This window comes from Subdoligranulum sp. DSM 23681 (assembly GCF_057005535.1).
The window spans coordinates 1,250,998-1,265,507 of record NZ_CM168050.1; the positions used below are offsets into that span (position 1 = coordinate 1,250,998).

The 14,510-nt window shown below is 64.4% G+C and carries 14 protein-coding genes; 3 read left to right on the forward strand and 11 right to left on the reverse strand.

Features of this window, described 5'->3' with window-relative positions:
* The first annotated feature begins 6 nt into the window (after nucleotides 1-6).
* Genes AC127K_RS05930 through AC127K_RS05940 form a run of 3 tightly spaced genes read left to right on the forward strand, consistent with a single transcriptional unit; the run spans nucleotide 7 to nucleotide 5,184 of the window.
* Nucleotides 7-891: an aldose 1-epimerase family protein gene (locus tag AC127K_RS05930; RefSeq protein WP_294542124.1), complete on the forward strand. Its 885-nt coding sequence runs from the start codon at nucleotides 7-9 to the stop codon at nucleotides 889-891.
* Entirely contained in the window at nucleotides 891-2,918 is a 2,028-nt protein-coding gene (locus AC127K_RS05935) for a DUF6311 domain-containing protein (protein WP_483721932.1), read from the forward strand. The genes AC127K_RS05930 and AC127K_RS05935 overlap by 1 nt, the downstream gene beginning before the upstream one ends.
* Nucleotides 2,919-2,931: 13 nt before the next feature.
* Nucleotides 2,932-5,184 carry a hypothetical protein gene (locus tag AC127K_RS05940; RefSeq protein WP_483721933.1) on the forward strand — a complete coding sequence of 751 codons (2,253 nt, stop codon included), beginning with the start codon at nucleotides 2,932-2,934 and terminating at the stop codon, nucleotides 5,182-5,184.
* A gap of 53 nt (nucleotides 5,185-5,237) precedes the next feature.
* Here the strand turns inward: AC127K_RS05940 and AC127K_RS05945 are convergent, their stop codons facing one another.
* From AC127K_RS05945 to AC127K_RS05995, 11 genes are all read right to left on the reverse strand, one after another.
* Complete coding sequence (locus AC127K_RS05945) at nucleotides 5,238-6,764, reverse strand: DUF4153 domain-containing protein (RefSeq protein WP_483721934.1); 1,527 nt, start codon at nucleotides 6,762-6,764, stop codon at nucleotides 5,238-5,240.
* A 20-nt stretch (nucleotides 6,765-6,784) separates the two neighbouring features.
* Nucleotides 6,785-7,009 (reverse strand): helix-turn-helix domain-containing protein, encoded by a 225-nt coding sequence (locus AC127K_RS05950; RefSeq protein WP_294542116.1) that lies wholly within the window; start codon nucleotides 7,007-7,009, stop codon nucleotides 6,785-6,787.
* 13 nt (nucleotides 7,010-7,022) lie between these two features.
* Entirely contained in the window at nucleotides 7,023-7,502 is a 480-nt protein-coding gene (locus AC127K_RS05955; RefSeq protein WP_483721935.1) for a DUF2975 domain-containing protein, read from the reverse strand.
* Nucleotides 7,503-7,669: 167 nt separating this feature from the next.
* Nucleotides 7,670-8,272: a uridine kinase family protein gene (locus tag AC127K_RS05960; protein WP_483721936.1), complete on the reverse strand. Its 603-nt coding sequence runs from the start codon at nucleotides 8,270-8,272 to the stop codon at nucleotides 7,670-7,672.
* Nucleotides 8,269-8,619, reverse strand: a complete 351-nt coding sequence (locus AC127K_RS05965) for an Hpt domain-containing protein (protein WP_483721937.1) — start codon at nucleotides 8,617-8,619, stop codon at nucleotides 8,269-8,271. Before AC127K_RS05965 ends, AC127K_RS05960 begins: the two co-directional genes overlap by 4 nt.
* Nucleotides 8,620-8,621: 2 nt before the next feature.
* On the reverse strand, nucleotides 8,622-9,716 hold the full coding sequence (locus tag AC127K_RS05970) for an HD domain-containing phosphohydrolase (RefSeq protein ID WP_483721938.1): 1,095 nt from the start codon (nucleotides 9,714-9,716) through the stop codon (nucleotides 8,622-8,624).
* Nucleotides 9,717-9,876: 160 nt separating this feature from the next.
* Nucleotides 9,877-10,551 carry a phosphate signaling complex protein PhoU gene (gene phoU, locus AC127K_RS05975; protein WP_483721939.1) on the reverse strand — a complete coding sequence of 225 codons (675 nt, stop codon included), beginning with the start codon at nucleotides 10,549-10,551 and terminating at the stop codon, nucleotides 9,877-9,879.
* 18 nt (nucleotides 10,552-10,569) lie between these two features.
* Nucleotides 10,570-11,322, reverse strand: a complete 753-nt coding sequence (pstB, locus tag AC127K_RS05980; protein WP_483721940.1) for a phosphate ABC transporter ATP-binding protein PstB — start codon at nucleotides 11,320-11,322, stop codon at nucleotides 10,570-10,572.
* A gap of 6 nt (nucleotides 11,323-11,328) precedes the next feature.
* The gene (gene pstA, locus AC127K_RS05985; RefSeq protein WP_483722174.1) at nucleotides 11,329-12,153 is read right to left on the reverse strand and encodes a phosphate ABC transporter permease PstA; all 825 of its coding nucleotides are present in this window, start codon (nucleotides 12,151-12,153) and stop codon (nucleotides 11,329-11,331) included.
* Nucleotides 12,154-12,241: 88 nt separating this feature from the next.
* A complete protein-coding gene (gene pstC / locus AC127K_RS05990; protein WP_483721941.1) occupies nucleotides 12,242-13,144 on the reverse strand; it encodes a phosphate ABC transporter permease subunit PstC in 903 nt (300 codons plus the stop codon).
* Between the two features lie 125 nt (nucleotides 13,145-13,269).
* Complete coding sequence (locus tag AC127K_RS05995; protein ID WP_483721942.1) at nucleotides 13,270-14,226, reverse strand: substrate-binding domain-containing protein; 957 nt, start codon at nucleotides 14,224-14,226, stop codon at nucleotides 13,270-13,272.
* Between the last annotated feature and the right edge of the window lie 284 nt (nucleotides 14,227-14,510).

Below are 14,510 nucleotides of genomic sequence, written 5' to 3' on the forward strand. Positions count from 1 at the left end.
CCTGAAATGCGCCATACCATTGAAAACGAATTCATCCGCCTGACCGTGGACACCCACGGTGCCGAGGCTGTCAGCGTCATCAACAAGCAGACCGGAGCCGAGATGCTCTGGCAGGCCGACCCGTCCGTCTGGGCCCGCCACGCGCCCATCCTGTTCCCCTACACCGGCAAGCTGACCGGCGGCAAGATGCTGGCCAAGGGGATGGAGTACACCGGCGGCCAGCACGGCTTTGCCCGGGACGTGGAACACACCCTGGTCAACCGGACCGACGACACCCTGGTGTTTGAGCTGCACGCCAATGCCGAGACCCTGAAGAAATGGCCCTATGCCTTTGTCCTGCGCTCCACCTTCACCCTCAACGGCAAGACCGTGGGCCACACCCTGACGGTGGACAACCCGGTGGAGGACCAGCTGCGGTTCGGCATCGGGTATCATCCGGCCTTTGCCATCCCCTTTGACGACAAGCACACCACCACCGACTACGAATTCCGGTTCAGCGAGCTGGAAAGCCCCCTGTGCATCAGCAGCCTGCCCAACGGTCTGCTCAACGGGCGGGAGTTCTACTATCTGGCCCGCAACACCAAGGCCATCCCCCTCACCGACGACCTGTTCCAGAACGACAGCTTCTGCATGGTAAACCTGCGCAGCGCCAACCTGGCCATTGTGGAAAAGGACACCGGCCGGATGGTTTCCTGCAACATTGAGGGATATCCCTATGTGCTGATCTGGTCCGCCAAGGCCAAGCCGGTGCGGTTCGTCTGCATCGAGCCCTGGCAGAGCCTGCCCGGGGAGGAGAACGGCCCCATCGACTGGGACCAGCGCCCCTGTGCCGCCAGCCTGGAAGAGGGCGAGACCTGGTCCACCACCCTGTACACCACCTTTGAACGGTGATGGCCCGCTGTACACCCCATTGCCGCGCCCGGGCCTGGGCGCTGGCCGGCGCCCTGCTGGGCGCCGCTGTTTTTCTGGCCCTGTACGGCGTGCGGGTGCTGGACCCCACCGACGCCGGTTGGATGCTGCAGGCCGGGGCGGACCCCGCCCAGCATTATCTGGGATGGGTGCAGTACCGCCACAGTGACTGGCATCTGCCCTACCTGGGCATGTCCTATGCCACCATCTATCCCCACCGGGTCAGCGTGCTGTACACCGATTCCCTGCCCTTGTTCGCGGTGTTTTTCAAGCTGCTCAGCCCGCTCCTGCCCGATACCTTCCAGTATTTCGGCTGGTGGGGGCTGCTGTGCTTTGTGCTGCAGGGGGCCCTGGGCCAATGCCTGATCGCCCGTGTGGGCGGCGCCCGCACCCACACCGCCCATGCCGCCGCCCTGGCGGGGGCGGGGGTGCTGCTGCTGTTTCCCGCCCTGCGCATCCGCATGTTCGCCCACACCGCCCTGGCCGGCACCTGGCTGGTGCTGGCTGCCCTGTGCCTGTGGGCCTTTGCCGGTACCCTGTGCCGCACCACCCTGCGGGCCTGCCTCTGGTGGGCCCTGCTGGGTCTGCTGGGTGCCGGGACCCACCTGTACTATCTGCCCATGATGGGCATTGTGGCCGTGGGCTGTGCCGTGGCGGCGCTGCTGCGCCGCCGGGGTGCGGCCTATGCGCTGCTGCCCATCCTGTCCTTCTGCGCCGCCGCCCTGGGGGAACTGTTCCTGCTGGGCGCTTTTTCCGGCAACTATTCCGGCACTTCGGCGGGCTGGCTCAACGGAGCCGACCTGGCCGATCTTTTTGTGCCCGGTTTTGATGACGGCTTTGAATCCTACGTCTATATCGGCCTGGGCGGGGTACTGCTCTGCGCCCTGGCCCTGACGGCGGGGCTGATCGCCTTTGTCCGCCGGAAGGACAAGCCCGCCCTCCGGCGCCGCATCGCCCCCTGGGCCGTGTCGGCGCTGGTCATCGGTCTGCTCAGTGCCTTTGCGGCCATGTCCGACACCGTGACCTTTGCGGGGCACACCCTGTTCACCTGGCCCATGCCCGGACCCCTGCTCACCCTCTGGTCCATGTTTTCCTCCTGCGCCCGACTGGCATGGCTGCTGGGCATGCTGCTCCTGGTGCTGGGGGCCGGTCTGCTGCTGCGGGTCTGCGAACCCCGCTCCGCCCTGGCCCTGCTGGCGGTCTGTCTGGCCGTACAGGCGGCCTCCCAGTGGCCCTCCCTGACCGCCACCGCCGCCAATTACCGCAGCGATGCCCGCTACACCTACACCTCTCCCCTGCGGGACCCGGGGTGGCAGGCCGTGGCGGACAGCGGCCTGATCGAGCACCTGTCCTTTGCTTCGCTGGACTGGTCCTCCTCCACCTTCTGGGGATGCGCGGCGCTGGCGGCGGAAAATGACTGGACCATGAACAGCTTCTATCTGGCCCATATGGACACCGTCACCGCCGCCGACAGCATCCCCGCCCAGATGGACACCCTCCAGCCCGCCACCCTGTACGTTTTTTCCAGCAAGGGGGACGAGCTGCGCCGGGGTCTGTATGACCTGCATTACTACCGCCTGGACGGGGTGCTGGTGGGCAGCCTGGAAGAGCTGCCCCTGCCGCCCGCCGAGGCAGCCTCCGGCACGGTGGCCGTGGACCTGGACACCCTGGGATTTGCGGAAGGCTCTTCCAGCACCCATGATGCCGACGGCGGCATCACCCTGGCCGGCGGGGAGAGTGTTTCCGGGGCCGGCTGGACCCTGCTGCCCGGGCGGTATGTCTGTACCATCCGGGGCGAAGGGCTGGACCACTGCTATGTGCGCAGCGGTTATCACCTGGAAAAGCAGCCGTATCAGGCTCTGGACATCGTATTTCTGGAAGGCAGCGCCCAGGTGGTGTCCTTCCAGTTTGACCTGGGGACCAACGCCCCGGGATGGGAGTTTGCCGTTCATACCCTGGACGACCGCTCCCTGCGCCTGCAGGAAGTGACCCTGACCAAAATCAGTTGAAAGGAGGCGGCCTATGCCGTCCAATCTGCCGGCCGCCGGTGTGGCGGCCCGGGTGCGCCGCCGGCCCGCCCTTCTGGTCCTGCTGGCAGCGGAACTTCTGCTGCTGGTGGTGGCCTTTTACGGGGCGCTGCGCCCCCTGCCCGCCTGTACCTTTGCCCCCGCCGACCTGGAAAACTGGGCCGTGGAGGCAGCCCTGTCCACCGACGAAGCGGGCCGTACCGGCAACGGCACTCCGGGACAGGCCCCGGCGGAGACCCTGTTTTCCACCCCGATGCTGGACCTGCCCGCCGGGTATTACCGGATCACCGTGCGCTACCGGGCCCAGGCCTGGGTGAATGACGACGGAAAGATCGCCGTTCCCAGCCTGAGTTCCTACACCGAGCAATCCGGCACCGTGTACACCTATGAGGGACATCTGGACCCCGGTGCAGACAGCCAGACCCTGGATCTGTGTGTGGGCGGGCACAGCACCGACGCCCGCCTGCTTCTGCGGCACAACGGCGCGGTGTTTTATCTGGAAAGCCTTTCCCTGGCCCCCAACCGGGCCCTGATGCTGCTGTTGGCGGCGGGGCTGGCCCTGGGCCTGCTGGCAGCCGACCTTCTGCTGGCGGCGCTGCTGCCTTCCAGTCCCCTGGCGGTGCCGGTCCCAACCCGGGCGGCCCTTCTGGGGCTCGGGGGTATGGTGGTCCTGGCCTGCCTGCCCCTCTTGCAGAACAACGGGGCCATAGGGGGCCATGACCTGTACTTCCATCTGCAGCGCATCCAGGGCATTGCGGACAGTCTGGCCGGGGGCGAGTTCCCGGTGCGGCTGTACCATGAGGTGAAGAGCGGGTACGGGTATGCGCCCTCCCTGTACTACGGGGAGCTGCTGCTGTATCCGGCGGCGCTGCTGCGCCTGCTGGGGCTGGATCTGCGTCTGTGCTACCAGGGATATATCTGGGCCATTACCCTGGCCACCGCCCTGGTGAGCTACCGCTGCCTGCGGGAGATCTTCGGCCGCCGCGGACCGGCGCTGCTGGGCGCCGCCCTGTATCTGCTGTCCCCCTACCGGCTGGTCTGCCTGTATGTGCGGGCGGCCGTGGGCGAATACACCGCCCTGCTCTTTCTGCCCCTCATCGCCCTGGGCCTGTGGCGGCTGTACACCGGCCGGGGCCGTGCCTGGGTCCTGCTGGCCGTGGGATTCGGCGGCCTGCTGCAGACCCACATCATCACCCTGATCCTCACCACCCTTCTGGTGCTGTGCCTGGTACTGGCCCTGTGGCGCCGGACCTTCCGCCGCCGCGTTCTGCTGGAATGGGGCAAGGCCGCCGGGGTCTGCATCCTGGTGAACCTGTGGTTCCTGGTGCCCTTTGTGAGCATGGCCGGGAGCCGGCTGTCCCAGAAAAGCGGCGGCCTGGACGCGCCCGGGCTGACGCTGGCCCAGCTGCTGACCCGGGGCGAAACCGCCGTCTGCGGGCTGGCCCTGCCCCTGGGCGGGGCGCTGCTCCTGGCCGTGTACCTGCTGTTCCCGCCCGCCCCCGGTCCGGCCCGCACCGCCGGCCTGTGTGCTCTGGCGGTGGGCGCCTTTTCCCTCTTTGCCAGCACCGACCTTTTCCCCTGGCAGACGGTGACCCGCCTGCCGGTGCTGGGGACCCTGCTGGGCTCCATCCAGTTTCCCTGGCGGTTCCTGGGTCTGGCGGCCTTTGCGCTGGCCCTGGCCTCCGGCTGGGCGGTGCAGGGACTGAGGCAGGCGGGCAGGGCCTCGGCCGCCCGGGGTGCCGGCGCGGCCCTGCTGGGCCTGACCCTGCTGTTCTGCCTGCAGTTTTTCCCCGACCATGTATCCCTGGACACCGACAGCTATCTGGGGGATCCCTCCCAGTGGCTGGTGCTGGACAATTCCAATCAGGTCTGGCCCATGGATGACCTGTATCTGCCCCGGGGCGCCGTGCCGGAAGGCCTGGGCTTTGCCGCCGCCCAGCCGGCCGGCATCCAGGTGGAGGAGATTTTGCGGGACGGCCGCACCACCACCATCACCTGTTCCACCGGGGACGGGGAAGGGTTTGTGGACCTGCCTTTGCTGTATTATCCCGGCTATCAAACCGACACCGGCACCCTCTACCCGTCGGAGCAGGGTCTGGTGGGGCTGGCGGTGCCTGCCGGATTTGAAGGCACCGTCACCGTGACCTGGCGGGAACCCAAGCGCTGGCTGGCCGCCGACCTGGTCTCGGCGGTCACCCTGGCCGCCCTGGCGGGACGGACGCTGTACCGCCGCAAAAAGCACAGATAAAAACAAAACCCCCGTGTTCTGCCCGAAGGCAGCGCACGGGGGTCTTGCGGCTTTTATTCCCAGATCCAGGCGTAGGTCTGCATCTCCCACTGTTGTTCCGGGTTCAGATCCATGGACAGGAGCGCCTCCTCCAGGGCAGCGGCCAGATCAGGGCGGCTGCGGGTACAGTCGTCCAGCAGGTACCAGTCGATCTCGGCTGCCGTGCCCGTTCGGACCCGGTCCAGGTGGTCCCGCATGCAGAGATTCTCCATATCGGTACCGCAGAGCACGCAGAAGCTCACCGCCGCCGCCAGCACCCAGATGCGCACCGCCGGCAGTCTGCGCCACAGCCGCAGCAGGGCCAGCACGGCGGCCAGCCCCAGCACTGCCAGACACCAAGCGGAGATGACCCGCCGGGGCGTCAGGCCCCACAGCCGGACGTATACCCCCAGCTTGGCGGCGGCCAGACCCACGAATCCCAGCCCGAAGACGCAGAACACCGTGAGCAGGATCCGCCGTCGGCCGGGGCGGTCCACCGGGGCGGGGCCAAGGAAATGCAGGGCGGCCAGCACCCCGAAGTCCAGCACCAGCACCCGGCACAGTTCCCAGAAGCCTTCCACCGCAAACCGGGAGGCCTCCGCCGCTTCCAGCGGCAGAGGCGCCCCCAGGGCGGCGGCGAACTCGGCGCACTGCACCCCGAAGAAGAGGGCATACACGGCGCACAGGGCCCCCACCGCCAGGTTGGCGGTGACGGCGGGCAGCCGGGGTGCCAGACCCAGGGTGCGGTAGAAGGCGGACTCGGTCAGGGGCGGGGCGCTGCGGCGCAGTCCGCCGCCCACCAGCCCGAAGAGCCACATGCCCACCGGGATGGACAGGACCAGGGCCACGGCATCCATCCCGTCCAGTTTCCAGTCCAGCGGCCGCAGCAGGTCCTGCACCAGCCGTCCGAAAGCGGCATCCGCCGCGGAGAGCTGGGCGGCCGCATACCAGGCCAGCACCAGGGCCAGCACCACCCCGGCCAGGACTTCCAGGATCCGGCGGCGGGAGCGCACCCGGCCTTTCAGGCAGGCCTTGCCCCCGGCCCACAGGGACCGCAGCCGCAGGAAGAATCCGGTCCAGGGCAGCACAAACACCCCGGTCATTCCATCCACCGCCACCATGGCGTTGGCCTTGCCGGCGGCCTGCATGCCGGTGCGGCAAAGCACACAATACACCGCGGTCAGATGCCACACCAGCGTCTGCCAGGGGGCCAGAACATCGGCGTGGGGGCCGTACGCCCCCAGGGCCGCACTCTGGGCCAGCCAGCAGGCCGCCCAGAACCAGGTCTCCCGGTTTCCCCTGCGGCCCATGCCCCGGCTGAACAGTTCCACCCCCAGCAGGAACAGCACCGCAAAGACAATATAGGCGGGCCCCCGCATGGAGCCCATGAGCACATGTCTGGTGTAGTACCAGGCCAGCGGATAGCTGAGCACCGCCGCCGCGCCCCACACCAGAGGGCTTCCGGGCAGAGGGGGAAAGGCCGTTCCGGCCACCGCGGGCAGATTTTGGGGCGCACTTGAATAGAGGGGACGCCCCGCGCCCTCTTTGTAATCATTTTGCATAATATTACCCTCTGTATATTTCAGTGTGGTTCGGCCCCGTCATCGGGCCGGTATTCCAGCAGGTCTCCGGGCTGGCAGTCCAGTACCCGGCACAGGGCTTCCAGGGTGGAAAAGCGCACCGCCTTGGCCTTGTTGTTTTTCAGGATGGACAGATTGGCCGGTGTGATGCCGATCTTGTCGGCCAGTTCTCCTGCGCCCATGTGGCGGCGGGCCATCATCACATCCAGATTCACATAAATGGACATCCGTCTTCTCCTTTTACACCGTCAGGTCCAGTTCGTCCTTCATGTCCACCGCCTGACGGAAGGCATTCATGATGACCCGGACGATCAGCGCCATGAATCCGGCGCACAGCCCCAGGGAAAAGACGAAGGGCAGACGCAGGGCCAATCCCGTGGGAACGCACAGGAAGGCCGCCCCCGCACAGCACCAGCTGATGCGCCATAAGGCGGTGACATTGGCCCGCACAAAGACGGCCCCCTGCTGCACCCGGCCCAGGAACCGGTACAGGTTGTACAGGGTGGCAAAGGCCAGCGCCGCGCACACATAGCCCAGCCCCAGCAGCCCCGCGCGCAATGCGCCCAGGGCGGCGCTGCCGGTGTAGTCCCGCAGGGCCCAGTTCACCAGCTGCGGACCGCACCCCACCATGAACAGGCAGATCAGCCCCATGCACAGGGTACTGAACTGGCTCAGGGCAATGCTTTTGTCCCGCCCGGGGGCGGGGGTCTTATCCGGCATACAAAGTTCCCCTTTCTGTCTTCAGCTTAGCCTTACCATACCACAGTCCATATCGTTTTGCAAGTGTTTTTTATCGTTTTTCAATAAATCTTTTTCGTTTTTCGATGGAAACGGGCCGCAAAAAGGCCCGCCGTTGCCGGCGGGCCCGCATTTTCCGTATTTCTTGCTCACTGGCCGGTGGTGTCGGTATCCACCACGCAGTCGGCCTTGTTCTGGATGTCGAACACCCGGAAGTACCCTTCCTCCAGGGGGATCCAGCAGCTGCGGAACATGTCATAGTGTTCCCCTTCCCGCAGGCGCAGCCGCTGTTCCTGGCAGGCAGGCGGGCAGGTCACAAAAACCGTCAGGTCGTACCCGCCCAGAATGGGATGGTGGCTGTAACTGCCCTCCAGCACCAGCAGGCTGCCGGCCGGCACCGGGATCTCGGCCTCAAAGCAGTCTGCGTGGCAGTCATAGGGGCGGTACACGCCGTCCCGGCCCTCCCGCAGGGGGTCCAGCACCTCGGCCCGCAGGCGGGCAAAGTCCATGTTGGCCGCCGGGGTTGCCTGCCAGTTCTGGGACCGGCGGGCAAAAGGCAGATAATAGTCGTCGGTATGCACCACCGGGCAGCCGAAGACCCGGCCCAGGGCCGTACCCAGGGCAGTCTTGCCGCTGCCGCAGCGCCCGTCCACCGCCACAATGGCGCCGCGGCCGGTGTCGGCCAGTGACTGCACCATCCGGCGCAGTTCATTCGGCACCCGGCCCGGGGCGGCGTTCAACCGGGCGCTCATAGGGCAATGGCCGTGCACAGACCGTCGTACAGACGGTCCAGCTCCGGCATCATGGCCACGGCGCCGTCCCAGTCATCCGCCCGGAACGCCGCCACCTGGCGGGTCAGAAGTTCAAACAGGGCCGGCATGGACAAATTGCCGCACACCCCCTTCATGGTATGGGCGGCGGTCAGGGCTGCCTCCCGGTCCCCCGCCGCAATGGCGGCCACCAGACGCCCGTGGTTGGGGTCCGCCGGGAATTTGGCCAGAAATTTTTCCAGCAGAGCCTCGTTGTTCATAAAGCGCCCCAGGGCGCTGTCCACATCGATACCCGCGTCCATCAGACGCTGTCTGCGCACAGAGTCCATGGTCAATCCTCCTTGTTGGTCTCATACAGGCGGTGCAGCTTGGGTTCCACCGCGAAAAAGGCCTCCAGCAGTGCCGGGTTGAACACCCCGCACTGGCCGGTGCGGATCATTTCCAGCACCGTGGCCCGGTCAAAGGCTTTCTTGTATACCCGCTTGCAGCTCAACGCGTCGTACACGTCCGCCAGGGACACCACCTGGGCCCAGACGGAGATCTCGTCGCCCTTGAGTCCGTCGGGATACCCCCGGCCGTCCCACCGTTCATGGTGGTGGCGGGCGATGTCGTAGGCGTAGGGATAGGCTTCGTTGTCCCGCAGCTGGGGGATGCGCTGCAGCATCTCCGCCCCCCGGATGGTATGGGTCTTCATGATCTCATACTCTTCGGGGGTGAGCTTTCCGGGCTTGTTCAGGATGGCATCCGGAATGGCGATCTTGCCCACGTCGTGCATGATGGATGCGGTGGCGATGAGCTCGATCTCGGCGGGGGTGATGCCCTGTCCCAGCCGGGTATCGGTGAGCATGGTCTTGGTGATGTCGTGAATGCGGCGGACGTGTTCGCCGGACTCCCCGTCCCGGAACTCAATGGCGGTGGACAGGGCTTCCAGCATGCCCATGTTCAGCTCGGCGATCTGTTCGGCCCGGCGCATGAGTTCCGACTGCTGGCTTTCCACCGTATTGCTCAGGCGGCGGCGGGCCTCAAACAGTTCCACCACCGACTGCACCCGGCGCAGCACCACATAGGGCACCACCGGTTTGCTGATCACGTCCATGACCCCCAGGCGGTAGGCTTCCCGCATGACTTCGTCCCGGGCTTCGGCGGTGATGAGAAAGACCGGCAGCTTCTGCAGAAGCCCTTCCCGGCTCAGATGCTGCAGCACCTGCAGGCCGTCCATCTCGGGCATGACCACATCCAGCAGCACGGCGCTGAAGGCATCGGGGCCCGCCAGAATGGCATCCAGCCCCTGCCGGCCGTTCTCCGCCTCCCGGATGGTGTAGTAGGGTGTGAACAGATTATCCAAAATCGCACGGTTGAATTCATCATCATCCACAATCAGCAGGGTGCGGTGATCCCCTGCGCCGTGTTGGTTCTGTTCTTCCATTCAGGTTCCCCCTTTCGGTGTTCATCTGGTTCCAGTATACTCAACTTCACAAAAAATCACAAGGCTTTTGCACGCAGAAAGCCGGAACGGGACCTTGCATGCGCAAAGTCCCGTCCCGGTTGGTATAGGAAAAATAAGAGAATGGTACTGTCAGGGCGTATCACACGATCTTGCGGGATTTGTGCACGCCGGTCTTGAGGAACTCCACCCATTCGGCCACGTTCACCGCATGGTCGCCCAGGCGTTCCAGATACTTGGTGATCATGAACAGGTCCAGGGCGGTCTGGGCCTCGTCGGGGTGGTCGGCAATGTAGTGGGCGATCTCGCCGCTGATGCGGTTGAAGGAAGCATCCGCCACGTCGTCCTTGGCAATGACCTCGGCAGCGCTGGCCAGGTCCACCTGCACATAGGCGCCGATGGCCTGCTTGACCATCCGGAGCACCAGGTCGCCCATGCGGTAGATGTCCTCCATGACGCCCACGGTGGACGCGGTGTCCACATGCAGGTGCAGGATGATTTCTGCAATGTCGGAGGCCTGGTCGGCGATGCGCTCGATGTCGGTGACCATCTTCAGGGCGGTGGACACCTTGCGCAGATCGCTGGCCACCGGCTGCTGGCGCAAAAACAGGGTCAGGCAGCGGTGTTCCACCTCGTGCTCGGCGGCGTCGATCTCACTGTCCCGGGCAATGACGCTGCGGGCCAGTTCGATGTCCCCGGTCTTGAGGGCGGTGAGGGCGCTCTCGATGGCGCCGCCCGCCGAATGGCCCATCCGGGCCAGCATGGTATCCAGCTGCAACAGCTCTTCGTCGTAAATCTTGCGGCTGCTGGTAGGCATATGGTATCTCCCCCTTTATCAGCCGAAACGGCCGGAAATGTAATCTTCGGTGCGTTTGTCCACAGGCGTGGCAAAGACCTGCTCGGTGGGGCCCATCTCCACCAGTTCACCCAGCAGGAAGAAGGCCGTCTTGTCCGAGATACGGGCCGCCTGCTGCATGTTGTGGGTGACGATGATGATGGTGTAGTCCTTCTTCAGGTCCATGGCCAGCTCCTCCACCTTGGAGGTGGAGATGGGGTCCAGGGCGCTGGTGGGTTCGTCCATCAACAGCACTTCGGGCTCCACGGCCAGGGCACGGGCGATGCAAAGACGCTGCTGCTGGCCGCCGGACATACCCAGGGCGCTCTTGTTCAGCCGGTCCTTCACCTCGTCCCAGATGGCGGCGCCCCGCAGGCTCTTTTCCACGATCTCGTCCAGCTGGGCCTTGCTGCGGATGCCGTGGGTGCGGGGGCCGTAGGCGATGTTATCGTAGATGCTCATGGGGAAGGGGTTGGGCTTCTGAAAGACCATGCCCACCCGCTTGCGCAGGACGTTCACGTCCATCTTGTCCTTGTAGATGTCCACCCCGTCCAGTTTGATGTCGCCGGAGATGCGGCAGCCTTCCACCAGGTCGTTCATCCGGTTCAGGCTCTTGAGAAAGGTGGACTTGCCGCAGCCGGAAGGTCCGATAAAGGCGGTGATCTCTTTTTCGGGGATGGAGATATTGATGTTTTTCAGCGCATGGAAGTTGCCGTAGTACAGATCCATGTTGGAGACTTCAAATTTATTCATCGTCACTCAATTTCCTTTCGCAAGTTTGCTTGCCACAAAGCCGGACAGGCTGTTGATGGCCAGGACCAGGACCAGCAGCACCACGGCGGTGCCGTAGGTCTCGCCCACATGCAGGCCTTCGTTGGAAAGCATATACATGTGCACGGCCAGGGTGCGGGTGGAGCTGAAGACGCTGGTGGGGATGGCCGCCACGGTGCTGGCGGTGTAGATCAGGGCAGCGGTCTCACCCACGATACGGCCCACAGCCAGGATGACGCCGGACAGGATGCCGGGCATGGCGGAGGGCAGCACGATGCTGAAGACGGTGCGCAGCTTGCCGGCGCCCAGGCCGAAGCTGCCTTCCCGGTAGGAATCGGGCACAGCCAGCAGGGCTTCCTCGGTGGTGCGCATGATGACCGGCAGCACCATGATGGACAGGGTGAAGGCGCCGGCGATGAGGGAGTAGCCCCACTTGAGCTGGGTGACGAAGAACAGCATGCCGAACAGACCATAGACGATGGAGGGGATGCCCTGCAAAGTCTCGGTGGTCAGACGGACGAGCTTGACCAGTTTATTGCCCCGCTTGGCGTACTCCACCAGCCAGACGGCGGCGAAGATGCCCAGGGGGGTGGCGATGAGCAGGGAGAAGCCGGTCATCAGGATGGTGTTGATGAGCGCCGGCATGAGGGAAACGTTTTCGGAGTTGTATTCCCACTCGAAGAGGCTGGGCTTGAGGTTGGGGATGCCCATGACCAGGATGTAGCCGATCAAAAAGACCAGCACGGCCACGGTGATCAGGGCCGCCAGCCGGACCAGCCAGCGCATGACCAGGGCCCAGACGCGGGCAGACATACGGTTTTCACGGTTTTTGGCCGGGGGCACCAGCCGTGCGCCGGAAGCGCTGTATTCATCGGTATGAGCCCCGGTGGTAATGGTGGACTCAGGCATTTTTCTCCCTCTCCTTCACAAGACTGAAGCTCACGTTGATGAGCAGAATGAACACGAAGAGCACGACGCCGGTGGCGATCAGCGCTTCCCGGTGCAGGTCGGCGGCATAGCCCATCTCAATGACGATGTTGCTCGTCATGGTGCGCAGGCCCTGGAACAGGCCCTGGGGCATCCAGGTCTGGTTGCCGGCCACCATGACCACAGCCATGGTCTCGCCGATGGCGCGGCCGATGCCCAGGATCACCGCCGACAGCACGCCGCTCTTGGCGGCGGGCAGCACGGTGAAAAAGACGCTGCGCTCATGGGTGGCGCCCAGGGCCAGACTGCCTTCGTAGTAGCTCTGGGGCACGGCGTCCAGACTGGTCTTGCTCACCGTGATGATGGTGGGCAGGATCATGATGCCCAGCAGAAGGCTGGCGGTGAACAGGCTCATGCCCTTGCCGTTGGTGATGTGCAGGGTCTTGCGCACGAAGTCGGTTTTCAGCACTGCCTGGATGGCCGGTACCAGCACCACCATGCCGAAGAAGCCGTACACCACCGAGGGGATGCCGGCCAGCAGCTGAACGGCGGGCAGCAGCACCTTGTTGATGCGCTTGGAGGCGAAGCGGCTCATGTAGATGGCGGTGAGCAGACCGATGGGCACGCCCACCACGATGGCGCCGGCGGTGACATAGATGCTGCCCAGGATCATGGGCAGGATGCCGTAGATGTCATTGCCCGGTTTCCAGGTGGTGCCCAGAAGGAACTTCAGGGGTCCGATCTTGAAGAGGGTGGGCAGACCGTTGGCAAACAGAAAGATGCAGATGAGGGCCACCGCCAGAATCGAGATGCAGGCGCAGGCGGTGAAGACCCATTTCATCACCACTTCTTTTGTGTTGGATGCTCTCGTACTCATTTTCCTATACTCCAATCCTGTTTGGGGGCGGACCCTTGGGGTCCGTCAGGGGGTTCGTTTTTTTACCAAAAGAATGGCCGCTGCTTGATGGGCGGCAACGGCCATTCGCTTTTACAGAGTTTTGATTACTGGATGGCGTCCCAGGTGGTGGTCTCACCGGTGTAGATGCTCTTGATCTGGTCGATGGTCAGGTCCTCGATGGGGTTGGCGGGGTTGACGACCACCGCGATGCCGTCCATGGCCAGCACGGTGGCCTTGGCGCCGGCTTCCACCTCGGAATCCTTCAGTTCACGGGAAGCCATGCCGATGGTGTAGGTGCCGTCCAGGGCGCCGGAGACGCCGACGGTGGAGTCGGTGGTCAGCAGCTCGATGCTGGCGTTGGGGTTCACACCCTCATAGGCTTCGATGAGCTTTTCCATCAGGGGGCTGACGGAGGAAGAACCGCCCACGGTGATGCTGCCGGAAGGCTGGGTGCTCTCGAAGGCGGCGGCATCGTCGGAACCGATGTAGCCATCCTCGGTGGCCAGGGCCTGACCGTCAGCGCTCATGCAGTAGTTGATGAAGTCCACGGCCACGGGGTCGGTAGCATCGCCGTTGGTGACGATGTTGAAGGGACGGGCCAGGGTGTAGGTGCCGTCCTTGACGGTGTCGGCGGAAGCGGCCACGCCGCCCACGGTGACGGCCTTGACGGTGTCGTTCAGGCTGCCCAGGCTGATGTAACCGATGGCGGTCTCATCGTTGGCCACGGTGGTCATGACGCCGTTGGTGGAGTTCTGGGTGGCGGCACCGGCGGAGGTGTTGTCCACCTTTTCGCCGGCATCGTTCTTTTCTTCCACGCCGGTCAGTTCGATGAAGGCGCCGCGGGTGCCGGAGCCTTCCTCACGGGTGATGACGGTGATGGCCTGGGTGTTGTCAAAATCGCTGGCAGCGGCTTCCTCTCCGGCGGCTTCAGCGGTGGCGCTGCTTTCGGAAGCAGTGCTCTCGGAAGCGGTGCTGTCGGAGGTGGTGGAAGCGGTGTTGCCGCAGGCGGCCAGGCTCAGGGCCATGGCGGCGGCGCAAACCAAAGCAATCTTACGTTTCATAACTGTCTTTCTTCTCCCTTTTTGCTCAATTTTCATGTAGCAAAGTGTCCGCTGCGGGTTTCTTTCCAACCGTCCCGCTGCGGTGTGCCCGTCCTTCCGGGCGCAAGGGTATTGTAGCAAAACCGGGGCCGGGGTTTCGACCATGACGCCGTACAATCGGCGTAAAATTTCGGTCAAATGGGGCGGCGAAATGAAAAGGAATTGTAAAATTCGTAAAAAAACGGGCAAGATTTTCTCCCAATATGCCCAAAAATTGCCTGTACAGGACCATTTTACACAAATTT